At 67.2% G+C, this 24,613-nt stretch carries 18 protein-coding genes; 7 read left to right on the forward strand and 11 right to left on the reverse strand.

The window, feature by feature from the left end; genetic code table 11:
* Window positions 1-1,071, reverse strand: coding sequence for a 4-hydroxyphenylpyruvate dioxygenase (hppD, locus tag ACZ7KI_RS21075; protein ID WP_470274795.1), 1,071 nt, complete (start codon window positions 1,069-1,071; stop codon window positions 1-3).
* A 26-nt stretch (window positions 1,072-1,097) separates the two neighbouring features.
* Window positions 1,098-2,849 carry an amino acid adenylation domain-containing protein gene (locus ACZ7KI_RS21080; protein ID WP_470274796.1) on the reverse strand — a complete coding sequence of 584 codons (1,752 nt, stop codon included), beginning with the start codon at window positions 2,847-2,849 and terminating at the stop codon, window positions 1,098-1,100.
* Window positions 2,850-3,254: 405 nt separating this feature from the next.
* Here ACZ7KI_RS21080 and ACZ7KI_RS21085 point away from each other — a divergent pair, with 405 nt between their 5' ends.
* Window positions 3,255-4,487 (forward strand): MFS transporter, encoded by a 1,233-nt coding sequence (locus tag ACZ7KI_RS21085; RefSeq protein WP_470274797.1) that lies wholly within the window; start codon window positions 3,255-3,257, stop codon window positions 4,485-4,487.
* On the opposite strand, the gene ACZ7KI_RS21090 is transcribed toward ACZ7KI_RS21085, so the two are convergent.
* The gene (locus ACZ7KI_RS21090; RefSeq protein ID WP_470274798.1) at window positions 4,466-5,275 is read right to left on the reverse strand and encodes an alpha/beta fold hydrolase; all 810 of its coding nucleotides are present in this window, start codon (window positions 5,273-5,275) and stop codon (window positions 4,466-4,468) included. The genes ACZ7KI_RS21085 and ACZ7KI_RS21090 overlap by 22 nt on opposite strands.
* A 105-nt stretch (window positions 5,276-5,380) precedes the next feature.
* On the opposite strand from ACZ7KI_RS21090, the gene ACZ7KI_RS21095 reads away from it, so the two are divergent.
* Complete coding sequence (locus ACZ7KI_RS21095) at window positions 5,381-6,049, forward strand: winged helix-turn-helix transcriptional regulator (RefSeq protein ID WP_470274799.1); 669 nt, start codon at window positions 5,381-5,383, stop codon at window positions 6,047-6,049.
* Window positions 6,050-6,459: 410 nt separating this feature from the next.
* Complete coding sequence (locus ACZ7KI_RS21100; protein WP_470274800.1) at window positions 6,460-7,680, forward strand: cytochrome P450 family protein; 1,221 nt, start codon at window positions 6,460-6,462, stop codon at window positions 7,678-7,680.
* A 369-nt stretch (window positions 7,681-8,049) separates the two neighbouring features.
* On the opposite strand, the gene aroF is transcribed toward ACZ7KI_RS21100, so the two are convergent.
* A complete protein-coding gene (aroF, locus tag ACZ7KI_RS21105; protein WP_470274801.1) occupies window positions 8,050-9,099 on the reverse strand; it encodes a 3-deoxy-7-phosphoheptulonate synthase in 1,050 nt (349 codons plus the stop codon).
* Window positions 9,100-9,323: 224 nt separating this feature from the next.
* Between aroF and ACZ7KI_RS21110 the strand changes: the two genes are divergently transcribed.
* Both ACZ7KI_RS21110 and ACZ7KI_RS21115 read left to right on the forward strand, forming a co-directional pair.
* Window positions 9,324-10,505, forward strand: coding sequence for an acyl-CoA dehydrogenase family protein (locus ACZ7KI_RS21110; protein ID WP_470274817.1), 1,182 nt, complete (start codon window positions 9,324-9,326; stop codon window positions 10,503-10,505).
* Window positions 10,506-10,549: 44 nt separating this feature from the next.
* Window positions 10,550-10,966 (forward strand): SgcJ/EcaC family oxidoreductase, encoded by a 417-nt coding sequence (locus tag ACZ7KI_RS21115; protein WP_465502616.1) that lies wholly within the window; start codon window positions 10,550-10,552, stop codon window positions 10,964-10,966.
* A 107-nt stretch (window positions 10,967-11,073) separates the two neighbouring features.
* Here ACZ7KI_RS21115 and ACZ7KI_RS21120 read toward each other — a convergent pair whose 3' ends face one another.
* Entirely contained in the window at window positions 11,074-12,726 is a 1,653-nt protein-coding gene (locus ACZ7KI_RS21120; protein ID WP_470274802.1) for a (2,3-dihydroxybenzoyl)adenylate synthase, read from the reverse strand.
* Window positions 12,727-12,980: 254 nt separating this feature from the next.
* Here ACZ7KI_RS21120 and ACZ7KI_RS21125 point away from each other — a divergent pair, with 254 nt between their 5' ends.
* Window positions 12,981-18,278 carry a type I polyketide synthase gene (locus tag ACZ7KI_RS21125; protein ID WP_470274803.1) on the forward strand — a complete coding sequence of 1,766 codons (5,298 nt, stop codon included), beginning with the start codon at window positions 12,981-12,983 and terminating at the stop codon, window positions 18,276-18,278.
* Between the two features lie 89 nt (window positions 18,279-18,367).
* On the opposite strand, the gene ACZ7KI_RS21130 is transcribed toward ACZ7KI_RS21125, so the two are convergent.
* The 4 genes from ACZ7KI_RS21130 to ACZ7KI_RS21145 form a co-directional block, all read right to left on the reverse strand.
* Entirely contained in the window at window positions 18,368-19,381 is a 1,014-nt protein-coding gene (locus ACZ7KI_RS21130; protein WP_470274804.1) for a methyltransferase, read from the reverse strand.
* Between the two features lie 11 nt (window positions 19,382-19,392).
* A complete protein-coding gene (locus ACZ7KI_RS21135) occupies window positions 19,393-20,592 on the reverse strand; it encodes a cytochrome P450 (RefSeq protein WP_470274805.1) in 1,200 nt (399 codons plus the stop codon).
* Between the two features lie 513 nt (window positions 20,593-21,105).
* A complete protein-coding gene (locus ACZ7KI_RS21140) occupies window positions 21,106-21,255 on the reverse strand; it encodes a hypothetical protein (protein WP_470274806.1) in 150 nt (49 codons plus the stop codon).
* 21 nt (window positions 21,256-21,276) lie between these two features.
* Window positions 21,277-21,798, reverse strand: a complete 522-nt coding sequence (locus ACZ7KI_RS21145; RefSeq protein ID WP_470274807.1) for an arginase family protein — start codon at window positions 21,796-21,798, stop codon at window positions 21,277-21,279.
* Window positions 21,799-22,061: 263 nt separating this feature from the next.
* Here ACZ7KI_RS21145 and ACZ7KI_RS21150 point away from each other — a divergent pair, with 263 nt between their 5' ends.
* Entirely contained in the window at window positions 22,062-22,529 is a 468-nt protein-coding gene (locus ACZ7KI_RS21150; protein ID WP_470274808.1) for a DUF6308 family protein, read from the forward strand.
* 384 nt (window positions 22,530-22,913) lie between these two features.
* On the opposite strand, the gene ACZ7KI_RS21155 is transcribed toward ACZ7KI_RS21150, so the two are convergent.
* A complete protein-coding gene (locus ACZ7KI_RS21155; protein ID WP_470274809.1) occupies window positions 22,914-23,459 on the reverse strand; it encodes a hypothetical protein in 546 nt (181 codons plus the stop codon).
* A gap of 621 nt (window positions 23,460-24,080) precedes the next feature.
* Window positions 24,081-24,278, reverse strand: coding sequence for a hypothetical protein (locus ACZ7KI_RS21160; RefSeq protein ID WP_470274810.1), 198 nt, complete (start codon window positions 24,276-24,278; stop codon window positions 24,081-24,083).
* Window positions 24,279-24,613: the final 335 nt, after the last annotated feature.

The following is a 24,613-nucleotide window of genomic DNA, read 5'->3' on the forward strand; positions in this document are numbered from 1 at the left end:
TCACGCGGCGGTCTCGCCGACGGCCCGGTCGGCGGACTCCTGGTCGGCCACGGCCTCGTAGAGCGCTTGGATGTTCCCGCTGCCGAAGGTCTGGGCACCGAGCCGTTCGATGATCTCGACGAAGAAGGTGTTGCGCGGATGCACGGATTTGGCGAAGATCTGGAAGAGCTGGCCGTCGTGGTCCTCGTCGACGAGGATGGAGAGCCGCTGCAACGAGTCGATCGTGTGACCGATGGGGGAGAGCCGGTCCCCCAGCCTGCGGTAGTAGGACTCCGGCGTGCTGAGGAAGCCGATTCCGTTGGTGCCGATCGCGTCCACCGCCCGCACGATGTCGTCGGCGGTGAACGCGACGTGCTGCACGCCCGCCCCACCGTGGTCGCGGAGGAATCGGTCGATCTGTCCCGGCGCGCGGCTGATGTCGGGCTCGATCACGGTGAAGGTGACGGCGCCCGAACGACTTTCGACGACCTTCGAGTTCATGGCCTGCGCGCCGACGGAGATCTTCTCGGTGAAGACCGTCCGGAAGTCCAGGACCTGTTCGTAGTACGCGACGGTCGGCTCCAGCTGTCCCGGGGGTACGCAGACGGCGAAGTGGTCGACCAGGCCGAGGTCGACATCAGCCGCGCCGGCGCCCTCGATCGGGCGGAAACCCGGCAGCACTCGGGAGTCCACAGTGGAGGGTCGTTGGACGAAGGTGTGGGTGAGGTCGCCGAACCCGCCGATGGTCGCGGTGACGATGCCGTCGGTTTCGACGACGCCGGACACCGGACGCGCCCCCCTGGCGACGGCGTCGTCGAAGGCCGCTGCCGCGTCGGGGACACCGAGTGCGATGTCCCCGACCCCGTCGCCGTGCCGGGCGAGGTAGAACGAGCCGGGCTCACCGTCGGCGCGGGGTTCGGCGACGACCAGCCTGATGTCGTTCCGGCCGACCGCGATCAGGCGGGAGTCGTCCGAGTGGGACTCCGCGTACGGCGCGAGCCCGAAACCCCCGGCCAGCCAAGCGGCGGTGGCGCCGGCGTCGGCGGTGTAGAACTTCACGTGGTCGACCGTCAGGTCGTCGAAGGTGGACATGTGGCTGTTCCCCTTGTGGTTGCCCGTCATTGGTCTTCGGCCGTCAGCTCGGCCACGTGTTTGGCGAGCAGTGCGACCGTCGGGAGGTCGAAGAGTTCCGCGACCGTGACGCGGACGCCGAGCTCGCCTTCGATCCGCAGGACGAGCCGGGCGGCGTGCAGGGACTGGCCTCCGTTGTCGAAGAAGCTGTCGTCGAGGCCGACACGTTCGGTGCCGAGCACTTTGGCGAAGATGCCGCACAGCGTCTCTTCGACCGGGTTGCGCGGCGCCCGGTATCCGTTGTCCGCACCGAATACCGGTTCCGGCAGGGCGGCCCGGTCGATCTTCCCGTTCGCCGTCACGGGCAGCGCGTCGAGTGCCTGGAACGACGAAGGAACCATGTAGTCCGGCAACGTTTCGGCGACATGAGCGCGAAGCTCGGCCAGATCCACCCCGCCGGGGCCGGGGACGACATAGGCGGCCAGCCTGCGCTCGCCGTTCTCGCGGGCGCCGACGACGAGGGCGTGGGCCACGCCGGCGTGCCTGCCGAGCGCGGCCTCGATTTCCGAGAGCTCGACCCGGAAACCGCGGATCTTCACCTGGCTGTCGGTCCGTCCGGAGAACTCCAATCCGCCGCCCTCGCCGACGCGGACCAGATCCCCGGTACGGAACATGCGCTCGCCCGGGGCACCGAACGGATCGTCCAGGAAACGTTCGGCGGTGAGGTCGGGGCGGCCCGCGTAGCCGCGCGCGACTCCGGCGCCCGCCACGTACAGCTCGCCGATCTCGCCGTCGGGAACGGGCCGCAGGTCGCCGTCGAGGACGTAGGTCCGGGTGTCGTCCATCGGGCGGCCGATCGGGACCGTCCCGGTGACCTCCTCCGGGGCGTCGAAGGTGGCGTAGGTGGAGAACAACGTCGTTTCGGTCTGGCCGTACATGATTCGCACCCTGATCCCGGGGCATGCTTCGAGCACCCGCCGGACAGCGGTCGCCGAGACGACGTCCCCGCCGGTCATCACCTCCTTGACCGTGGCCAGCGATTCCGGCGCTTCTTCGGCGACCACACGGAAAAGACCCGCGGTCAGATGCACCGAGGTGACGACGTCCGCGGCGAGGATCCGCCGCACCGCCTGGAGATCGAAGGTCCCCGGCGGGGCGAGCACGACCTCACCGCCGCGCAGCAGCGGTCCCCAGACCTCGAAGGTGGACACGCCGAACGCGTAGGGCGCGACCATCAGTACCCGTCCGTGGACCGAGGAATCCCAGCAGGAATCGCCGAGAAGGCTCAGCACGGAACGATGGGTGACTTCGACGCCCTTCGGCCTGCCCGTCGATCCCGAGGTGTAGATGACATAGGCCAGCCGGTCTTCGTCCGCGCCGGGAAGCGGGGCTTCGCCGGGTCGTCCTCCCGCCGGTTCCCGGTCGACCACGATGAGCTCGTCGGTGAGGGGCAGCTCGCCGCCGCTCATCGCCGTGTCGGTGAGCAGGATCCCGGCGCCGATGTCGTCGACGATCCACTGCATCCGGTCGAGCGGGTAGGCGCTGTGCAACGGCAGGTAGGCGCCGCCCGCCTTGAGCACGGCGAGCAGGGCGACGATGAGATCGGGCGACCGGTCCATCAGCACGGCCACCGGGGTTTCGGCGGTGACGCCGAGGGCGCGGAGCCTGCCGGCCAGCCGTGCGGCCCGTGCGTCCAGTTCAGCGTAGGTGACGGCCGTGTCGCCGGACCGCACCGCGACGGCGTCGGGGTGGGCTCGTGCGCGGGCCGAGAAGGCCTCCTGGATGGACGCGACGGTCATCGAAGTCTCCAATCCGTGAATCGGGTGGTGACCGAAAGACCCACCACCGGAGCTTTTTCCAGGCTTTCACCGGGCCACAGTGGAGAACGTCTTCTGGGTTGCGAGCCGCTCGCGCCGTCAGACCGTGCCGGCGATCGCCGGGATCCGGACATCGGCACACGCCTCCTCGTCGGCTCACGCATCCAGCGCACACGAACGCGTTCAGTGTGCTGTTCCGGACGTGGTCACAGCCAGTGATCGAGCCACCGCGTCGACGTGAATTTTTCATGTCGTCGGCGAAGTCGGCGCTTTCGGAGAAGGCCCCTTCCCCGGGTGGCTGACGCTGGGCGGTGCAGTGAGCCTGCCCGCGGATGAAAAGGCTCAGTGGATCGACGCGAGAGCGCACTCGGCACAGGAGGCCAGGTCGTGAGCAATCTGATCATCGGCGAGCAGGCAAGCCCGACCCCGCCGGCCAGCCCGCCGGGCACTCCGGGGCCGGGCCTCCGGCAGACCTTGCTGGCCTACGCCTTGTTCGTCCTGCTCGGCGCGCTGTTCGCCGGCCTCGGCGCGGCCTTGCCGCAGCTGCGGGTGGCCTATCAGCTCGGTCCGGCCTCGGGAAGCGAACTCATCAGCGTTTTCAACGGCGGCTCGCTGCTGTCGACCCTGCTCTTCGGGATCGCCGGCCGTCGGCTGCCGCCGCGCCGGTCGATCACCGTCCTGGTGCTCGTAATCGGCAGTGCCGCGGTACTGATGGGGCTGGCCACTTCGTGGGCGATGCTGCTGATCACGGCGCTGATCGCGGGTACCGGGTTCGGTGGTCTCGTGGTGTTGCTGAACACGGCTTTCGCGAAGGGTTTCGGGGACCGCAGCGCCATCAAGCTGAGCATCCTCAACGCCGTCTTCGGGGTCGGCGCCGTCGGCGGTCCGCTCCTGATCGGAACGGTCGGGCCGTCGAACCTGCCTTTCGTGTTCTCGGCGATCGGAGTGCTCATCCTGTTGTGCTGGCAGGTGCGGGACTGCGCCTTCCTGCTGGCCGACCCGGACGGGTCCGACGATGACGCCGTCCCAGGTGGACGGTTGCGCCGCGGCCTCCCGATCCTGGTGGCCTTCGCCGCCATCGGACTCGTGTACGCCTCGACCGAGACCGGCATTTCCGCCTGGCAGAGCACCTATCTCGTCGGCGTCGGGTATTCGGTGTCCGCGGCCGCGCAGATCGACGCGGGCTTCTGGGCGGGTTCGACACTGGGCCGTCTCGTGATTCCCGTGCTGACCGTCCGGATGTCACCGCCGCGCGTGGTGCTCGTCTGCACGGGGTTCGCCGTCCTCGCCCTCTTCAGCGCCACGTCACCGGTCTTGGCACCGTTCAGCTACAGCCTCGCCGGGTTCGCGCTCGGCCCGGTGCTCCCGATGGTGATGGCGTGGCTGGCCAGGATCGCGCCGTCCTCGGCACAGTCGACGAACGCCGCCATCCTCGGCTGCGGCATGCTCGGCAGCGTGCTTTCCCCGCTCGTGATCGGCGGGATCACCGGCAGTACGCCCGGCGTTCTGATCCCCATCACGATCGGCGTCTTCGCCACGTTGACCTTGCTGGCGCTCTTCAACGCGATCAGGGTCGCGCACCGGCGAAAGGCGGGACGTCAGCCGTTGCGGGAGAAGTAGTCGGCGAGCACGGGAGCGAGCGCGGCCGGGGAAACGTCGTGGTTCTGGCCGTCCAGTGTCCGCTGCTCACCGCGCGGCAGGGCCTTGGCCGCCTCCTGTGCGCCGTCGAGCATCCAGCCGGGACTTTCGGCGCCGTACAGCACGAGTGCTGGGACATCCACTGTGGACAGACAATCGGCGGGAACGGCGGAGCCGAGTTCGGCGTCACGCATGATCGCCGAGTCGTGGGCCAGCGTCGGCGCGACGGCGGTCAGGCCGGACCACATCGGGGACTCACGCATCTGGTCGATCATCTCCCGCGGTGAGCCGATCCGTTCCAGGAACAGCGCGACGGCGTCGCCGGAGCGGTCGGTGGCGATCAGCCCGATGAGTTCTTCGTAATAGCGGCGTGCGCTTTCCTGCTGTTCGTCGCTCGGGTAGAAGGGCGGTTCGTAGGCGGCGACCGCGGTCACCGGCTGGCCGGTCGCCGCCGCCCGCAGGGCCAGCGCCCCGCCCGACGACATGCCGAACAACGCCACCGGGCCGCCGGTGTCGGCGATCACCGCGGCGAGATCCTCGAGTTCCCGTTCGAGCGCGGCGTCGGCGACGGCGCCGGCGCCGTCACTTTCCCCTCGGCCCCGGCGGTCGTAGGTGGTGACGGTGAACCGCGTGCTCAGTTCCTCCGCCACTCCGGTGAGCGGACCGGCTCCGCGGTGGCAAAGCGCGCCGTCGACCAGTACGACCTGTGGCCCTTGCCCGATGCGGGTGCGGGCTATGGCGGTTCCATCCGCCGAGATGACGGTGCTCACGATCGCTCTCCCTTGGTCGGTTCTGAAGATAACCGTATCGTAAAGTACGGAAAACTGACTATCAACTACGGTGACGCTACTCGATGGTGTGGTTATAGTGAAACCGTGGTGGTCACACGCGAATACTTCGACGGATGCGGCACCGCGCACGCGCTCGACCTGGTCGGGTCACGATGGGCGTTGCTGATCGTGCGCGAGTTGCTCCTGGGTCCCAAACGGTTCACCGACCTCCGGGCCGGTCTGCCGGGCTCGAGCCCGACCATGCTCGCCCAGCGGCTGCGCGAACTGGAGCAGACGGGCATCCTGAGACGGCGCACCCTGCCGCCACCCGCGGCGTCCACCGTGTACGAACTGACCGAATGGGGAGCCGAGCTCGAACCCGCCCTGCTGGCACTCGGCCGCTGGGCGGCCAGGTCGCCGCTCATGCCGGAACGCGCCCCGCTGTCCCTCGATGCACTGGTGCTGGCGATGCGCACGATGTTCGATCCGGTCTCGGCGGGCGGACTCGAAGTGGACTGCCAGCTGTACCTCGGACAGCACGCGGTGCGCGCCCAGGTCGTTGCTGGGACCCTCGAGATCGGATACGGCACTTCGGACCGGCCGGACGCGGTGGTGACCGCTTCGGTGGAGGCGTTGCGGGCGGTGGTCTTCGAAGGCCGCGGGCTCGATCACGCCATCGACGGCGGAGACGTCACGGTGGAGGGCGACCTCGCGGCGGTGACCGAATTCGCGAACTGTTTCCCGGTGCCCGAACCCGCTCGGCTCCCCGGCTAGGACAGGGTTCCTGCGTCGGGCGGTCAGCGATGTTCCGACATGAGTGATCGCCTCGTTGCCGTGAAGGTCCCCTTGCTTACCCTGAAGGTAGGGAAGGAGGCCTTCGCTACCTTGGTTGCAGTCAGGCACGCCAGTTCACGCGGCGACGACCACGGAACCCGTGAGCGTTTCCCGGCGGCCGCCACCCGTTTCACACGCCCTCGCCGGGCGTTCCTCACGGCGCAGGTCTTCGAACGTGCCGAGTGCTCCGTATGCTCGCTGAAAGTCTTCAAACACAAGGGTTTCCTCACTTACGATCCACGACAGCGAGGTAGTCCACGAGGATCTCCTTCCCGCGGAACTGACTCGTCCAACCGGTCGGCCACCGGAGTCGTCTTTCAGTGCCTATGGAGTCCTCGAGGGAGATTTTCATGGAGAACCGTTGCCCAGTCGCGCTAGATGTCACCGGGGCCGACATCCACGGTGAAGCCGCCGCGTTGCGCAAGCAGGGGCCGGCGACCCAGGTCGAGCTTCCCGGCGGGGTCGTGGTCTGGTCGCTCAACAGCCATTCGGTGATCAAACGAGTGCTGTCGGACCCGCGCGTCACGAAGAGCGCCAGGAACCATTGGCCCGCCTTCATCAACGGGCAGATCCCGCCGGATTGGGAAATGATCAGCTGGATCGCGATGGACAACATGGTGACCGCGTACGGCAAGGACCACGTCCGGTTGCGCAAACTGGTCGGGAGCGCGTTCACCCGTCGCCGCACCGAAGCCATCAAACCGAGGATCACCGAACTCACGCGGGGACTGATCGCCGCGCTGGAAGCGGTACCCGCCGGGGAGATCGTCGACCTGCGCGAGCGGTTCGCCTACCCGCTGCCCGCGATGCTGGTCGCCGACCTGATCGGGATGTCGGACGACGCCAGGGTGAAGACCGCCAAGGTGATCGACATGATGGTCGACACCACCGTCACCCCCGAACAGGCGCAGTCGGTGCTGGCGGGCTGGCGCGGCGCGATGGCCGAACTGATCGCGGCCAAACGGGAAGAGCCCGCCGAAGACATCACCAGCGATCTGATCGCCGCGCGGGACGAGGACGGTTCACGACTGTCCGAAGAGGAATTGACCGACACCATTTTCGCCATCCTGGGCGCCGGTTCGGAGACCACGATCAACTTCTTCGACAACGCCATCACCGCACTGCTCACCCATCCCGAACAGCGGGCATTGGTGACCAGCGGGGAGATCTCCTGGGACGAGGTCATCGACGAGACCCTGCGGGTCGAGTCGCCGCTCGCGCATCTGCCCCTGCGGTACGCGGTGGAGGACATCGAACTCGACGGGGTCACGATTCCCCGTGGTGACGCGATCCTGGTCAACTACAGCGCGATCGGGCGGGATCCGGAGGTCCACGGGGACACCGCCGGCGAGTTCGACATCACCAGGGAGAACAAGGAGCATCTCTCGTTCGGGCACGGCCCGCACTTCTGCCTCGGCGCGGGAATCGCCCGTGCCGTCGCGACGATCGGTCTGTCCACTTTGTTCGAACGGTTCCCCGGTCTCTCCCTCGCGGTCGAACCCGGTGAACTCCGCCCGCTGCCGACGTTCATCATGAACGGCCACCGGACGTTGCCCGTCCGCCTCACCTGACGGCCCCGCGTGCGTTGATAGAACCGGCCGAGAGCCGTTCCGTTGAAGGGGTAGGGCAAACATGTCGTGTCTCGGCCGAGACTGGCTGTCCATAAGGGACACTTGTTCGCCTTGATCAACGGAGGATCCGGGACGTTGAGTGTCCCCGATCCTCCGTTGATCAAGCTCCGACACTTCACGACCGGCCGCCGAGGTCGCAGCCGTCCCACCGTCACCAAGGATCACATCCGACGGTAGCGAAAGCCTCCTTCACTACCGTCAGAGTAGGCAAGGAGGCCTTCGCTACCAAGAGAACGCGTACGCAGGAGCGACACCGGCCCCACGCCACGTTTGACTTTCCCTCAACGGAACGGCTCTCGGCCGGTCGGCTCAGCTGGCGCGCAGATAGCGCCGGGGCGCCGCCGACGGCCGCCGGTCCATCAACGTGGCCAGCGCGTGGACCGCCCCCGAAAGTTCCCGCAGATCCTCGGCCATCAGGGCCTGCGGCCCATCGCACAGCGCCTCTTCCGGACGCGGGTGCACATCCACGAGCACCCCGTCGGATCCCACCGCGATCGCGGCGCGGCTCAGCGGCAGCACCAGATCACGGCGACCGCCGGAATGCGACGGGTCGATCATCACGGGCAGATGCGAAAGGTGCTGGACCACCGGCACCGCGGAGACGTCCAGCGTGTTGCGGGTCGAGGTCTCGAAGGTACGGATCCCGCGTTCGCACAGGACGATGTCGAGGCAGCCGCGCTGTGCGATGTATTCGGCGGCCATCAGCCATTCTTCGATGGTCGAATTCATACCGCGTTTGAGCAGCACCGGTTTGCCCGCCAGCCCCGCTGCCTGCAACAGCGCGAAATTCTGCATGTTGCGGGTCCCGATCTGCAGCATGTCGGCGTATTCGGCGACCATGTCGACGTCTTGCGGCGCGACGACCTCGGTGACCACCGGGAGCCCCGTCTCCGCCCGGACGTCCGCCAGGATGCGGAGTCCGCGTTCCCCCAGCCCCTGGAACGCGTACGGCGACGTCCTCGGTTTGAACGCGCCGCCCCGCAGCAGCGTCGCCCCGGCGTCCTTGGCCATCACGGCCGCCTCGAGGGTCTGCTCCGCCGATTCCACCGCGCACGGCCCGGCGATCAGGGTCACCGTATGCGGACCGATCGGGACCCCGCCGACCTCGACGGTCGACCTGCCCTCCGGCCGGTGCTCCCGGCTGACCAGCTTGTACTTTGCCGAAATCCTCGTCACCTTGGCGACTCCGGGGCGGCTGGCGAGGTTCAGCGTCTCGAATTGGTCGACGTCGCCGATCAGCCCGATGATCGTCCTGCTCACCCCGCGGCTGACAAAGGCCTCGCCGCCGGCGGATTCCACTTGGGTGACGATCGCCTCGACCTCCTCTTCGGTGGCGTCCGGCGTCATAACGATCACCATGGTGTCGTTCTCCTCTGGTCGGGGCATCTCGGAAACCGGTGTGGCGTAAGGCCTTTCCGGCAGGAACATGGTGACTCCGGCAGCCGGTGACCCACGTCCTCAAAGCTGCCGCAATCAGGGAGACGCGGCCGCGGGGCGGTACTGGGATCGTCGGAACAGGTTCACGCGAGGACCGGTGTCCTCCCGCTACCAGCCAACCTCGGTTCCACAGCTTGGAGGAAATGGTGTCGACCACCGAGAGCCCGACTCGCGAACAGCTCGTCCAGCGGGCCACCGATCTGGTGCCCACACTCCGGAAGCACGCGGCGTGGACGGAAGAAAACCGCCGCCTGCACGACGAGACGATCGAAGCCATCACCGAGGCCGGCCTGTTCCGGCTGAGGGTCCCCAAGCGCTACGGCGGTTTCGAAGCCGACACTCGAACTCTCGTCGAGGTGGCCGCGGAGCTCGGCCGTGCCGAGGGTTCCGCAGCGTGGACGACCGGGGTCAGCTGGATCACCAGCTGGATGACCGGCCTCTTCCCGGACGCGGTGCAGGACGAGGTGTTCGCCCGCCCCGACATTCGGGTGTGCGGGACGCTGAGCCCGACGGCGATCGCGGCACCCACCGAGGGCGGTGTGGTCGTCAACGGCAAGTGGGGCTTCATCAGCGGTGCGCGTCACGCGCACTGGCAGGTCGTCATCGCCGTCCTCGTCGAGGACGGCGCGGAGCCGTATCCGGTCATGGGCGTGGTCCCGTTGACGGACCTGCTGATCGTCGACGACTGGCACACGGTCGGCCTGCGTGGTTCGGGCAGTGTCAGCACGGTCGCCAAGGACCTTTTCATCCCGGCCGAGCGGATCATCAGCCTGCCCGCCGTCCTGCAGGGCCAGTACTCGTCGGTGACCAACGCCGGGCTGGAGATCTTCCGCGCACCCCTGCTGCCGGTCGCCGCCGCGTCGTCGGTCGGCAGTGTCATCGGGCTCGGCCGCGCCGCGAAGGAGTCCTTCCTGAAGCGCTTGCCGAACCGAAAGATCACCTACACCGCCTACGACAGCCAGCGTGAAGCGCCGCTGACCCACCACCAGGTCGCCGACGCGACGCTGAAGCTCGACGAAGCCGAATTCCACGCGACACGGCTGGCGGCGCTCGTCGACGGCAAGGCGGCGGACGGTACCGAGTGGAAGCTCGAGGAGCGGGTACAGGCGCGGGCCGACATGGGTGCGACGGTGCGGCGGAGCAAGGAGGCCATCGACATCTTCGCCAACGCCAGCGGCGGATCTTCGATCTTCTCCGATGTCCCGATCCAGCGCATCGCCCGTGACATCCAGGCGGTCAACCTGCACGCGCTCATGCACCCCGACACCAACAACGAGCTGTACGGCCGCGTGCTGTGCGGGCTCGAGCCGAACACCCTCTACATCTGAGATCCGCCGAAGCCCGAGACCGGCCACGAAAGGGAAGAGTCCTGATGACGACCACTGAAACCGTCAAGGTCACCGACGCGGACAAGGCGGCCATCGCGGCGCTCACGCAGAAGGTGATCGCCGCCTGGGCGTACCACGACGCCGACGCCTTCGCCGACGTCTTCACCGAAGACGGCACGATGATCCTCGCCGGCAGCTACGCCGACGGCAGGGAGGCGATCCGGAAGTTCCTCAAGGACGCCTACGCCACCAACTACAAGGACACGCAGGTGACGGGGAAGCCGCTCAGCCTGCGGTTCCTTTCGGCTGACTCCGCGGTACTCCTGACACAGGGCGGCGTGTTGTACAAGGGAGAGTCCGAGGTCGCCGACCACAACGCGATCCGCGCCTCGTGGACCGTCGTCCGCGACGGCGGCGAATGGCGCCTCGCCGCCTATCAGAACACTCCTCGCGACAAGTGAGGTCCGTGAAGGCCTCCTTGAGGGACTCAGAGTCCCTCAAGGAGGCCTTCACGGCCTTCCCAGCTGAGGGAGCGTCCCCGCCATCCATGCGGGGACGCTCCCTTTCTTCAACTCGCCCGTCGTTCGGCCGCTACTCGCTCGGCTTCGATCCGGGCGGCGATGTCGGCGCGCAACGCCTTCTTGTCGACCTTCCCGACCGCCGTCATCGGCAGCGACGCGACGTGGACCAGCCGCTCGGGGAACTTGAACGTCGCCACGCCCGCGGCTTCCATCAGCTCGCGCAACCGGTCGAGATCGAGCCTCTTTCCGGTGCTGTAGAGGCAGATCCGCTCGCCGAGATCCGCGTCCGGCATGGCGACCGCCGCGGCGAGGCTCGCCCCGGCCTGGTATGCGAAGTTTTCGATCTCCTCGGCGGAGATTTTCTCGCCTCCGCGGTTGATGACGTCCTTCTCCCGTCCCTCGACGACGAGGTTCCCGTCCGGCCGCATGCGCACGATGTCGCCGGTGTTGTACCAGCCGTTCCGGAAGGCCGTCGCGTTCCGCTCTTCCGCCCGGTAGTAACCGCGAATGGTGTACGGGCCACGGGTGAACAGAATGCCCGGCTCGCCGTCGGCGACCGGTTCACCGTCTTCCCCGACCAGCATCAGTTCGTCGTCCGGGCAGAGCGGTCTGCCTTGCGTCCGGCAGATGACCTCGGCCGGATCTCCTCGGCGGGTGAGGCACATCAACCCTTCGCCCATGCCGTAGCCGTTCTGCAGCGTGCAGCCGAGCACGGGGCCGATCCGGCCGGCGATCTCGTCCGGGAGCCGGGACCCGGACACCTGCATCAGGTCCAGTGAGCCGAGGTCGTGGGTGGAGTCGACGGCCCGGTGTTCCAGCCAGCGCTGGGCGATCGCCGGGACGAGCGAGGTCATCGTGACCCCTTCCGCTTCGATCAGCGGAAAATTCCGCTTGGGGGTCGGCGAGCCGGTGACGACCACCCTGCCGCCGGCGAACAGCGAGGCGAGCACCCACGTCATCGGGAAACCGTGCCCGAGCGGCAGGACCGCCAGATAGACCGTGTCGCGCCCGATTCCGCAGATCTCCGCGGCCCGCTTGACGAGGTAGGCGAAGTCGTTGTGGGTGCGGGCGATGAGTTTCGGCGCGCCGGTGGTCCCACCGGACAGCAGGAAGAGCGCGACGTCCGTGCCGTCCGGCTCCGCGGGTTCGAAGACGTCGTCCTCGAGCGGACGCAGGAACGCGCGGAGGTTCAGGCTTCCCGCCTGAAGCTTGTCCGCGGTCACCAGAACGTGTTCACAGGTCTCCGATTCCCTCGCGACCTCGTGCGCCAGGGCCTGGTGATCGAACCCCTTGACCACACCGGCGGTGATGATCGCCCGCGCGCCGGCGTGTTCGGTGACCGTCGCGATCTCCTGCTTCCGGTGGCCCTGCAACGCCAGCACCGGGAGGACACCGAGCCGGAGGCACGCCACCATGATGACGACGAACTCCCAGCAGTTCGGCAACTGGAGCACCACCCGGTCGTCCTGGCGCAGCCCCAGTTCGCGCATCCTCGCTGCCGCACCATCCGCGAGGGACAGCAGTTCACCGTAGGTCAGCCGCAGACCGCGGTCGACCAAGCAGACCGCGTCCGGCGTCGCGGTCGCCGCCGAGCGCAGGTACGAAGCGAGCGGCCTGCCTTCCCAATAACCCTGCGCGATGTACCTGGCGGCGAAATCCGGCGGCCAGGGAACGGTTCCTTCGGCACTTCTGTGCGGCATGCCGGTCCTCCATACGCTTGCGGCGACTCGATTTGACCGAACGATAAGGGCCCTGACCTGCCCAGACCCTCTTCTCGAATGCGGGGAGACCACCGCCCGGCGCCGCCGAGGGGGTGCGGGCAAAGCAGGAGATGCCAGCGCGGACGGCGGCGGCAAAAGATGGTCCGGTCGGAGTTCCCGGCTGTGGTGAACGAGCCCGCGCTCCGCAGGCGATGCCAACGCGACCGGGTCGTAATGCGAAGAGGAGCAGGGACTTGAGCCAGGACGTGCAATTCACAGACGCGGTGGCCGTCGTCGGCATGAGCTGCCGGTTCGCCCCTGACCTCGACTCTCCGGACAGGTTGTGGGAGTTCCTTGTCGACGGACGCGATTCCGTGCGCGAGATGCCGGAGAAAAGATGGTCGTCTTACGCGGCCGCCAGTCCACAGGCGACCAACATCCTCCGGAAGACCACCCGCAAGGGCGCTTTCCTCGACGACATCGAGGGATTCGACGCCGACTTCTTCGGTATTTCCCCGCGTGAAGCCGATTTCCTCGACCCGCAGCAGCGCATCGTGCTGGAGCTGGCCTGGGAGGCGCTGGTCAGCGCCGGGTTGCCGCCGCATCTCCTGCGCGGTACCGAAACCGGTGTCTTCGTCGCCGCGAACTCCAACGACTACGGGCGACGGCTGCTGGAAGACGTCGGCCGCACAGGCGCCTACGCGGTCAACGGTACGACCTACTACGGCATCGCCAACCGTATCTCGTATTTCCTCGATCTGCGGGGACCGAGCCTCGCCGTCGACACCGCGTGCGCGGGCTCGCTCACCGCGTTGCACCTCGCCTGCCAGAGCCTGAGGATCGGCGAAACCCCGGTCGCGATCGTCGGCGGCGTCAACATCATGGCGAGCCCCACGCTCAACATCGCGCTCGAAGCCGCCGGGGCACTGGCACCGGACGGCAAGTCCAAGGCGTTCGACAAGAACGCCGACGGGTACGGCCGTGGCGAAGGTGCCGGCGTCGTCGTCCTCAAACGACTGTCGGACGCGCGCCGCGACGGTGACCAGGTGCTGGCGATCGTGGCGGGCAGCGGAGTGTTCCAGGACGGCAAGTCCGACGGCATGATGGCGCCGAACGGCGAAGCGCAGGAACACATGTTGCGCCAGGCCTACCGCCGGGCCGGGATCGCGCCGGAGTCGGTCGGCTACGTCGAGGCCCACGGCACCGGAACCCCGGTCGGGGACCGGGAGGAGGCCCTCGCACTGGCGGCGGTGTTCGGCGGCGAGAACCGGATCGACGATCCGTGCCTGATCGGTTCGGTGAAGCCGAACATCGGGCACGTGGAGGCGGGTTCCGGGATCGCCGGGGTGATCAAGGCGATTCTCGCCCTGCGCAACGAAGAAATCCCGCCGAGCCTGCACGACGAGCCGAACCCCGAGTTCGACTGGGCCGGTTCCGGGTTGCGGCTCGTGGACGGCCGTCAGGCGTGGCCGCGTGGCGAACAGCCGCGGATCGCCGGTGTTTCCAGCTATGGCGTCGGTGGTTCGATCGCCCACGTCATCCTGAAGGAGGCGCCGGTCGCCGTGCCCGAGGCGCTGAAGGGCGCCACCGCGGAACTGGGCACGTCGGTGTTCCCGCTGTCCGCGGCTTCCGACGGGGGAGTGCGGGCGCTCGCCGCGACCACGGCGGACTGGCTGGCGGCGAACCCCGGCGTTTCCCTCGCCGCGATCGGGAGCACGCTCTCCCGGCGGCGCTCGCACCTCGCGCAGCGCGCGGCGGTCGTGGCGGAATCCACCGCCGAACTCACCGAGCGGTTGCGCGCGCTCGCCGACGGGCGGCCCGCGCCCGGCGTCGTCAAGGGACGGGTGCCTTCGGCCGCGGACGGCAAGGTCGTCTGGGTGTTCTCCGGTCATGGCGCGCAGTGGTCCGGTATGGGCAGGCAGCTGCTCGTCGAGGAACCGGTTTTCGCCGAAGCGATCGATTCCCTCGCCGACGTGTTCCGCGCCGAACTCGGCTGGACCCCGCGTGAGGCCATTGTGGACGGTGGGCCGTGGAGTGCTTCGCACGTCCAGGCGATGACCTTCGCGATCCAGATCGGTCTCGCCGCGGTCTGGCGCCGTCACGGCGCCGAGCCTGCCGCGGTACTCGGTCACTCCGTCGGCGAGATCGCGGCAGCGGTCGCTGCCGGCGCGCTGGATGTCCAGGAAGCGGCCCGGTTCGCCTGCCGCCGAGCGGCGGCACTGCAGCCGCTCGCCGGCCGTGGCGGGATGGCCATGGTGGGGCTGGCGTTCGACGAGGTCGAGCGGCGTCTGGCCGGACGCTCCGGCGTCGAAGCCGCCATCTCCGCCAGCCCCGGTTCGACCGTCATCTCCGGCGATCACGCCGAGGTCGAACTGCTCGCCGGGGAATGGAAGGCGGACGGGATCGGGATCTGGACGGTCGACACGGACATCGCCTTCCACAGCGCGCACGTCGACGAGGTCGTCGAGGCTGTGGCCGCCGCGGCCGCCGAGCTGACCCCGCGCACCCCCGCCGTCCCGCTTTACAGCACGGCGCTCGCCGACGCCCGTTCGGCCGCTCTCCGTGACACCGATTACTGGGTGGCGAACCTCCGGCAGCCGGTCCGTTGCGCGGAGGCCGTGACGACGGCGATCGAGGACGGCTACCGGTTGTTCCTCGAAGTGTCGTCGCATCCCGTGGTCACCCACTCGATCAAGGAGACGCTCGACCACCTCGGCGTCGAGGAGGCGAAGGTCGCCTTCACCATGCGGCGCAACCAGGACGAGGTCAGCACCTTGCTGACGAACTTCGCCGAGCTGCACTGCGACGGCGCGGATTTCGACTGGACGGCCGAGCATCCGGACGCTCCGCTGCTCGCTCTCCCGCCCGTGGCCTGGCAGCACCGTCCTTATTGGATCTTCGGCGACGAGGCCGTCGGCTCGAACGGCGTCGGTGGCGGGCACGATCCGGAGAAGCACAGCCTGCTCGGCGGGAAAATGGCCGTCAGCGGGTCGCCCGCGAGGGTGGTGTGGCAGACCTATCTGGACATGGACTGCCGTCCGTATCCGCTCAGTCACGAGGTGGTCGGGGTCGAGATCACCCCGGCGGCGTCGATCATCAACACGTTCGCCGAAGCGGCGGTCCGCGACGGCAAGCAGGCGGCGATCACCGACATCGTGCTGCGCACACCGCTTTCCGTCGTCCCGCCGCGGGTCGTGCAGATCGTGTCTTCGGAGAACACCCTCCGGCTTTCCACCCGCCTCGCCGAAGACGGCGGCGCCGGTGAGGAACAGGAGTGGATCACCCACACCACGGCCGCGATCGAACCCGGCGTGCGCGTCACCGACGGCACGATCGACACCGCGGATCTTCGCGACCGGCTGCCGGAGTGGTCGTGGGAGAAGGTCGACACCATGTTCCGCCGGATGGGTGTCGGTGGGTACGCGTTCCCGTGGGACCTCGACGAACTGCGTCGCACGGACTCCGAACAGCTCGCGGTGATGACCATCGAACCCGGCGCCCCGCGCGCGGCCAGCTGGGCGCACGTGATCGACGGCGCGCTGACCATCAGCGCGGTCGTGGTGACCCCCGAGGACGCCCCGGTGCTGTGGATGTCGAGGTCGATCGAAAAGGTCGTCTTCGACGGCGTCCCGCCCGCGAAGATCGTGGTGCACAGCCGCCGGTCGCCGCGGTCCCCGCAGGACACCACCGACGTGCTGGTCGCCGACGAAACCGGCCGGATCGTCTGCGAGGTCACCGGACTGCGGTTCGCGGCGGTGGAACATCTCGGCGCAGCCGCGGCGGGCCCGCGTGATCTCGTGCACGAGATCACCTGGAAACCGTTGGAGCTCCCGGAAACCAGTCACGACCTGCGACAGATCCTCCTGGTGGGTGACCCCTCGCTGACCGGCGCCCTCGCCGCGCGGTTCGAAGCGCTCGGCGTGCCGACGACGCGGGTCTGCGAACCGAATCCGCACGTCGACCAGCCGCGGGACTGCGACTGCACCGCCGATTTCAGCGAGCAGCTGCTGTCGGAGCCGGGCGCGGTCCTGATCGCGCCCTCACTCATCCGCGAAGGCGAAACGCTCGAAACCGCGACCGAACGGGCGAGCTGGGCGGTGATCCGGACCGTTCAGCGGATCGGTGAGATCGCGTCGATCGCCGGCGACGAGTTCCCAGCGCAGCAGGTCTGGGCACTTTCGCGGGGCGTGCGCGAGGCCGGGGACGAGGCAGCGCTCGCGCACGGGCCACTCTGGGGTATCGCGCGGATCGCCGCCGGTGAACGCCCGGAACTGTGGGGTGGCGCGATCGACGTCGACGAGGTGGGCGAGGACACCGCCGAGCGGCTGCTCGAGCTGTTCCGGCACGCGGGCGGCACCGAAGACGTCATTTCGCTGACCGGCGGCGCCACCGAGGTCGCCCGCTTGACCACCATCGAGCGACCGTCGGACGGGTCCAGCCTCCCATGCCGGGCCACCGGCACCTACCTGATCACCGGCGGTCTCGGCGGTCTGGGCCTCGAGGTCGCGCAGTGGCTCGCCGACCGCGGTGCCCGTCGCCTCCTGCTGGCGGGACGGCGTGGACTGCCGCCCCGTGCGGAATGGGAAGGCGTCACGGACCCGCAGACGCGGCACCAGATCGACAGTGTGCTCACCCTCGAGGCGGCGGGGGTCACGGTCCGCGCGGTCTCGGTGGACATCACCGACGAAGACGACGTCGCCAGGGCGCTCGACCCGGCAGCACACGGTCTCCCGCCCATTCGCGGTGTCATCCACGCCGCCGGTGTCGTCAACGACGCGCTGATGGACAAGGTCGACCTGGACGGCCTGCGTGACGTACTCGCCCCGAAGGCACGGGGCGGGATGGTGCTGCACCGGCAGTTCCCGCCGGGGACGCTGGACTTCTTCGTCCTGTTCTCCTCCTGTGGCCAGTTCGCCCGGCTCACCGGGCAGACCGCCTACGCGGCGGCGAACTCGTTCCTCGACGCGCTGGCCGCGCACCGCAACGCCGGTGGCCACACCGAGACCACCAGCATCGGCTGGACGTCGTGGCTCGGTGTCGGGATGTCGGAAAGCATCGCCAGTACCATGTTCGAAGCCAACGCCCGCGGCCTCGAAGCGATCACCGCGTCCGAGGCGTTCCGCGCCTGGGCGTTCGCCGAGCGATACGACACGCCGTACCAGGCGGTTCTGCGGGTTCTGCCGCTGCCGGCGCGCACCACGCGGGTTCCGATGTTCCGGGATCTGGCCGCCATCGACGCCGAGGCGGGCGAAGCCGACAACGGGGTGGACGTCGACTGGTCGAGCCTGCCGGAGGAAGAGGCTCACGAGCTGATCACCAAGGAGGTCCGGGAGCAGGTCGGTGCCGAGCTGAACCTGGCCGCCGAAGACGTCGACCTCCGGCGCCCGCTGGTCGAGCTGGGTGTCGACTCGGTGATGACCGTCGGTCTCCGTGTCCGGTTGAGCCGCCGTTTCGGGCTCGATCTGCCGCCGACGATCCTGTGGGCGAAGCCGACGGTCGCCGCACTCTCCGCGCACGTCACGGAGATCCTGCGGGAACCCGAAGCCGCCTGACCCGGATGCCGTGAAGGCCTCCTTCCCTACCTTGAAAGTAGGGAAGGAGGCCTTCGCGGCACTTCCGGGCTTGAGGCCTACCGGCGCCCTCAGGGCTTTCTGGCCGTGATCGCCCCATTGGCTCCCGGCGCCCGGAACCGCACCGTGCGGATGTCTTCGAAGCCCGCGACACGCAGCCATTCGTGGTACTCGGCGGCCGTGTAGTTGCGTCCCCAGGTCCCGACCAGCATGGCCATGCTCATCAGCGCCGCGTCGGCCGGACCGGACTTGTCGTCATCGACCAGCAACTCGGACACGATCAGCCGCCCGCCGCTCGGCAGCGCGCGATGACATTTGGCCAGCAGCGAGGCGTTACTGTCCGCGTCCCAGTCGTGCAGGATCATGGAGAGCAAGATCGCGTCGTGACCCGGCGGCAGTTCCGCGTCCTGAAGGAAGTCACCGGCGCGCAGGCTGATCCGATCGGACAGTTTCGATTCCTCGACTCTGTCCGTGGTGTACTCGCAGACGAAGGGCAGGTCGAAGATCGTGGTGTGCAGGCCGGGATAGCGCCGGCACAATTCGATCGCGAAGGCACCGCCTCCGCCGCCGACATCGAGCAGGCTGGACGTCTCGCCGAAATCGACCTCGGCCGCGAGTACCCGAGCGGTACCGGCGGAAAGCGGGTACAGGCCGTCCCAGAAGATCTTCGGCCGTGCTTGCTCCTCGAAGATCTCCTGCTGCTCACCGGAAAGCAGCCTGGACGGCCGGTTCGCCCGCACCGCTTCGGTGACCCGCATCCAGCCGGGAGTGGCGTACTGGGCGAGCATCCTGATGTAGTCGCCGAAGTAGTCCGGCTTTCCCCTGACCAGGTAAGCCTCGGCGACCGGCGTGTTGCGGAAGCGGCCGCCGTCGGTCTCCAGCAGGTCGAGTGCGGCGCACGCGGTGAGCAGGATCTCCGACGGCCGTTCGGCGATCCCGGTCCCCGCGGCGACCTCGGCCGCGGTCGCGCTTCCGCCGGACAGAAAGGTGAACAGGCCGAGGTCTTCGGCGGCGACCAGCGTCTGCGAAGCCCACAGGCCACTGGTCAGCCGGACCAGACCGTCGAGGGCGGGTCGAGTTTCCACTTGTTTCCCCTTTAGCTGGTTTCGAATTTGACCAGGACCTGTTCGAACACGATGTGCCTGCCGTTTTCGAAGTGGCGGGCCGGTTCTTCGGTGAGGTGGTAGACGGGATGCCGGGCCAGTTCGCCCAAGACGGTCCTGAGCTCCAGTCTCGCCAGGTGCGCGCCCATGCAATGGTGGATGCCGAACCCGAAACTGAGGTGCTGGTGCGAATTCCCGCGGTCGAGGGAGAAGGTGTCCGGGTCGGGGAACTTCCCTGGATCACGATTCGCCGCGTCCAGGAGGAAGACCACCCGGGAGCCGCGGGGGATGGCGGTTCCGGCGATCGTCACGTCGCGGGTGGTGACGCGGGTGAACCGATCGGTGGGGCACCAGCGGCGCAGGGTCTCGTCGGCCGCGACCGGCATGAGGTCCGGTTCGGCTTTGAGTCGTTCCTGGAGGTGGGGATTTCCCCCGAGGTACCACAACATCCGGCTGATCGTGTTCATCGTGGTCTCATGACCGGCGATGCAATACGAGACGATGATCGACTGAAGGGTCTCCTCGGTGAGCGGCTCGCCGTTCACTTCGAGCCTGGCCAACCGCGACAGGTAGGAATCGCCCGGCTCTTCTGTCGCCCGCCGGACTTCTTCCGACACCAGCTGACGGAACTCCGACCAGAAATCGGCCATGTCGGGGTTCTTCGAAAGCCGCGCCCACAGCGTGGTGGTGAGTTCCCGGATCTGGTGCTGTGCCGCCTCCGACAACCCGAGCGCGATCGCGAGCACACCGATCGCGAGCGGCTTCGACACCTCGCCGGTGAAATCCCCATCCCCACGATCGGCCATCGGCTCGATCATGCGGGCGGTGAGTTCGACGACGGCGGACTCTAGATTCCGCACTTTTTCCTGTTGCAGCGGCGGGGACATCAGCTTACGGCGAGCGCGATGCTCCGGCGGGTCGAAGTCGATCGGCGAGAATTTCGGCGTCCCCGCCGCACGAGGGAAGAAGACGCCACTGCCGGAGCTGTACGTCTCGTGGTCCTTGAAAGCCGCTTTGACGTGCTCGTAACGGGACAGGATCCACATGCCCCCATGCGCCTCGGAATAGGTGACACCCTCGTTCTTCCCGATCTCACGGTTGACGATTTCCGCGATGTCGGGGGTGTATTCGGGATCGTGGTAGTCGAATCGCCGGGTGAGCCGGTCGATGAGCTGTTGTCGCGTCGATGTCATGCTGCCGTCCCCAGAGGTAAGAACCCGGCGCTGGCCACCGCCTCGACGGTCTCGTCCAACGGCTTGTCGTTCTTCGGTACACCGCCGCGTTTCGGGCCCTCATCGTCACATCGCGGTCCGTGCGGACTCATCTCGCTGGTTGCCATGTCCGCACGGTCATGATCTCGATCTTCTTCCGCCGCAGTTGATCACCGACTACCGGTCCGGCGCGACGGTGCACGAGATCGGCGACCACCTCGGCGTCAATCACACCGCCGTGCTTCGGCAACGTCCTCAACCTCACGCCTTCGTATCCGCTGTTCCTCCCGAGCTCAAATCGGCCGGACGGCCAGGCGATTGGCGACGACGTCTTGAGTCTGTCCGATTAGGACGGTGAATAGGTACTCCCTGCGGTGCCCGACCACGTAGATCGTGATCTTGGTGACCTGATCCGGTCGCACATCCGCGGTGGTGAGGGCAAGACCGAGGTTGGCGAAGACCTGCTGAGCTGCGCTGCCAGATCCTCGGGGTGGATCAGGTCGCCATGGGGTCGTCGGACATCTGCCCGGCGACGAACACCATGCGGCTGCCCGTGGCGATGACGACGTGACTGTAGGTCTCCGGGGTGTCCAGGCCGTCTGGCTGGATGATCTCGATGGTCGTCAGTGTGCCGCCCGCTTTCACTTGCCGGCTGCCGGAAACAGGTCAGCTGTTGGCGGGTTGGTGCCAGGTCAGGTTGGCGCCGAGTGCTGTGGTGAGGCGGGTGATGGTCTGGTGGCTGACGTTTTCGGGGGGCCAGGCGCAGGCGATGTGGGCGGCGGCGATGTCGGCGGTGGCGCGGGCGGCGGCCAGGCATTCTTCGATCTGGGTGAGGGAGGGGCCGGGGCCGGAGGGGAAGCGGGCGCCGGGCAGTTGGGCGTCGTCGATGACGTCGATGTCGAGGTGGAGGTAGACGGGGACCGGGCCGAGCCGGTCGAGGGCTGCGGTGATCGCGGCGGGGTCGGCGGGCACCCGGCGGACGTGGCTGGTGGTGAGGGCGTCGCGCTCGGCGGGGTCGAGGTCGCGGGCGTCGGCGAGCACGACGCTGGTGTCGGGGATGGGGCGCAGGCCGAGCGTGTCGTCGAACAGGCCGGGGGTGCGGCCGGTCAGCATGGCCAGTGCCATGCCGCCGAGGTAGCCGCTGGTCGAGATGGCGGGGGTGTTGAAGTTCGGATGTATGACCAGCACAGTTGGCGCGGCTTGGCCGTCGCCTATGCCGCTGTGGCGATCGTCCAGCTCTAACTCGCCCTATCGACGGGAGCGACGTGGGCAGGAATCCTGGCGGCGGTTTGGCTGCTTGCAGCGCTCGCGAGTGGCGCGACCGCTCTTTGGCAAGGACGCCACGACCACGACGATGACGTTGTCTCCGACGAATCTGCCCGGGACGGGCCGCGTTCGGTGGAAGAGGAGTTGGTGCAGTGGGCAGCTCGCAGGGCAAGTGACCGGACCCTGTGACCACCGTCCAGCAGGCGCCGGATCCGACGTTGTACCGCGGCCAGCACGAGTTGCTGGACTTCCTCGTGCTGGGCGGAGGTCGGGACGGCTCGCTCCGTGTTCTGCGCGAATACTTCAACGAGGACGCGGCTGCAGGGCGACTCTATACCGGCCGCGGGTTCGATCGTCTGGACGGCGGTGGCGATCTCCCCCAGGTGCGGGACTGCATCACTAGCGCCGACGTCTTGTCGCTCACCTTCTTGAGCATCTCGGACCGGCTGCCCGACGTCGCCTCCTCCGCCACCATGGTCACCCATGCCAACGAGATCACCGAGCTGCTTGCGCAGCTGCCGGTTGACGTCGACATGCATGAGGCAGCGTGGACGGTGTATGCACCCGGTTCGCCGGCATCGGAGCTGCATGAGCTTCTGCGACGGTGTGGCGGAACGGACCGCTGGGTGACGGCGAGCAAGTTGCTCGCGTAAGCGACCGCAGCTACTACCGGTCTACGACAGCAAGCCCAGAAGCTGCTCGGTACGCCAAGCAGCTTCTGGGCTTGCCTTTAGATGTGGTTCGACGGTGACCCACGGCGGGTCGACGGCCTGCGGGACATGCGGGACGAGGCCGGCGGGATCACGGACATCAGCTTGCTGAGAAGCTTGGACGTTGTGCTCTGGGTACGTGAAGCACGCTCTCGCGTTGTCACCAAGGAACCTGATACGTGACCCATCTAGCTAGGCGGCGTGGCGGAACCCCAGCAGGAAATGGCGATGAAACCGCGCGGTGGAGGTTTCATCCTCGCGCCAGAGAGCCCCTCGACCCTGACCGAGGGGCTCTCTGGCTTGGAGGTGGAGCACTCGCTAACGCACTTAACCACCGTCAGCGATTACGTGGCCATGCGCTCCGATGATCCGTACTCCATCGTCGTGTAGAACCAGCTTGGGCGGGCTGCCGTCGATGCCCGTTCCCGAGTACCAAATCGGCTGCTTCGGTGGACTCACGTGCGAAGTCACAACCCCGGAGTCATAGACGTCGATCCGGTTGTCATCTTCGGTTCGCTCGTCACAAACGTAGATACCGGCCGAAGGAGCAGCTTCAGGCCGACCGGATGGCCAACCCTTCAAGCGAAAATCCGGCTTGTTGTTTCGCGTGCACGGTGGCACATCCTGCGGGACACCGTTTACTGCGATTTCCGTGTCACCGAACTCCCAACCATGCACCCACAGTATCGGGCGTCCTTCGTAGCTGTCGAAGACAATCTCGACATACCCCTCTGGTGGAGTTCTCTCTGCAACCTCGAATGACTCACTGGGCTTCAGGTCGAACGCCATAGGGCAGTGACTGAGCCTGACGGTGATTGGAGCGCTCAACGCGCTGGCCACCTGCACCGTATTAACGATCGACGACATGCTCACCGCCCCAGTGTAACGTCGGCTTCCTGCGCCGCAAGGCGAGACAAGTTCCTCCGCGTCTCACTTCGCCGGTCAAAACGACATATATTTCTCGCACTTGGTAGCGCCGGAAGCGTTGTCCAACCAAGCATGAACCGCTACGTGGCTGGCACCGTTGATCACGATCAAGCCCGACCGTGCCCCGTCAAATCCCGATGCTCCGGTTCGGAAAAACGTCGACTTTCCGCCCGCCGTCGCGGAGAAGTGGAGAGTCCCACCGCCAGATCCGAGCCATTTAGAAAGGCCGACCCCCACAATGCGAAACTTGGCAGTGTTCAGTCCTGAATTCATGTCGACCAAGTAAACCGTGTCGCCACAGTTCGGACGTTTCGGCGGGTCGAGGGCCAGGGCCGTGGAGGTGGTTGTCACTGTCAACGCAAGAGCAAACAGCAATGCTACGCATGAACGAACGAACTTCATCGAGCTACTTCCCCCTCTAAAATACCCCGACGTACTGGTTTGCCAGTCGCAGCTAAGCGGAGATGAGTTGATGTTGACTATAGGCCAGTCGAGTGAACAAAAAAGGCTCACTGAAAACCGGTACTACTCCGCATATTTCTTGCGGATTCCGCACAATCAGGACGTCTAGTTGATCTTCTCAGTTGCCTGAGTCGGTGGCGAATTCTTCTCGCTCGACGGTGGATGCAAGGTCCAGTCGTTCCGGCGCGGCGAGATGAGCGTGAAGATCCAGAGCTTTACAGAGATGGGGCGGTCGTTTTTGAACGCAAGCCACACGAGAGTGATGAACGTGAAGCAGATGATCCCCACGATGAGCACGTTCACACCAGTCCCACTCCTGGCGACAAGTCCGGGTCTCCAGCCGCCCGGTTTGGGCTGCTGCAGGTGCGATCTCGCGGCCAGGGCAACTCTGGCTTGCCAATTTGGACGTCTCGACCCCGGATAGCTGCCCCGAAGCAGCTAGGCGAGATGTCCTGGGGTTAGACCCCTTATCGGACGAGTACCACTCAGTCCGATCTACTTTATTCGGTTTCTATCAGAGGACATCGATTGATGGCTCGATGTCAATGCCGTTAAGTTAGGAGCGGGCTTCGGCGCAGCGTGAGCTGTGGGGCGGCGTTGTGTCGCGTCTGAGTGTGGCGGGCTCTTTTGGTGAGCTT

This window comes from Amycolatopsis sp. NPDC039088 (genome assembly GCF_055598845.1).

Bases quoted from the DNA above. Each gene is read 5' to 3' on its own strand.
- hppD (WP_470274795.1), bottom strand. From the start codon at position 1,071: ATGTCCACCTTCGACGACCTGACGGTCGACCACGTGAAGTTCTACACC.
- ACZ7KI_RS21080 (WP_470274796.1), bottom strand. From the start codon at position 2,849: ATGACCGTCGCGTCCATCCAGGAGGCCTTCTCGGCCCGCGCACGAGCC.
- ACZ7KI_RS21100 (WP_470274800.1), top strand. From the start codon at position 6,460: ATGGAGAACCGTTGCCCAGTCGCGCTAGATGTCACCGGGGCCGACATC.
- aroF (WP_470274801.1), bottom strand. From the start codon at position 9,099: ATGGTGATCGTTATGACGCCGGACGCCACCGAAGAGGAGGTCGAGGCG.
- ACZ7KI_RS21115 (WP_465502616.1), top strand. From the start codon at position 10,550: ATGACGACCACTGAAACCGTCAAGGTCACCGACGCGGACAAGGCGGCC.
- ACZ7KI_RS21120 (WP_470274802.1), bottom strand. From the start codon at position 12,726: ATGCCGCACAGAAGTGCCGAAGGAACCGTTCCCTGGCCGCCGGATTTC.
- ACZ7KI_RS21135 (WP_470274805.1), bottom strand. From the start codon at position 20,592: ATGACATCGACGCGACAACAGCTCATCGACCGGCTCACCCGGCGATTC.